This is a genomic window from Streptomyces sp. WM6386 (genome assembly GCF_000972385.1).
GTDB lineage: Bacteria > Actinomycetota > Actinomycetes > Streptomycetales > Streptomycetaceae > Streptomyces.
Genome location: NZ_JXTE01000402.1, coordinates 1 through 564 on the forward strand (window position 1 = coordinate 1; position 564 = coordinate 564).

The window sequence follows — 564 nt, forward strand, 5'->3', positions numbered from 1 at the left end:
CATCCGGCCTGGGCGACGACCACGGCGACGTAGGGGATGACGACCCCGCCGACCAGGGCGCTGATGGCGACGACGGGCCAGCGGTTCCAGGTGAGGGCCATCAGGACCACGCAAGCACTGCGCACCAGCATCGCGGCGACGTAGCGGCGCTGACGGCCGCGCAGGTCCTCGCTCAGACCGGCGCGGGCCCGGGTGATGGACTCGGCCGGGGGGCCGTCCCGGCGCCATGACGTGCGGTTCATCGGGGCCTCCGTGGATGGTCCGGCGGGGCCGCCGGGCAGGGTGGACGGCCGGGGGTGGAACGACGGGGGCGCGGGTGATCGCCCCCTGATCCCCCGCGCCGCCGTAGGGGGCCCGGTGCTGTGCGTGGTGCCGCCGGGTCAGTGCACTTCCTGGTCCGACTCCCGTCCCTCGACGGCCGCCCGGCCGCCGTTGCCCACATGCCCGTTGGCGGATCCGTGTCCGTTGGAGGAGCCGTGCCCGTTGGACGAGGGCAGCGCGCCCGGCGCGTGGCCGAGGTGCTCCACGGCGTGCTGCATCTCCTGCGGGGTCGGGTGCGGGATC

Annotated in this window: 1 protein-coding gene and 1 pseudogene; both read right to left on the reverse strand. The window is 75.5% G+C overall.

The window, feature by feature from the left end:
* Positions 1-242, reverse strand: a 242-nt coding sequence (locus tag TN53_RS41945) for a DUF3099 domain-containing protein (RefSeq protein WP_046264158.1), incomplete at its 3' end; no start/stop codon positions are given.
* A gap of 138 nt (positions 243-380) precedes the next feature.
* Positions 381-564, reverse strand: a pseudogene (locus tag TN53_RS41950) (hypothetical protein); the annotation flags it as partial.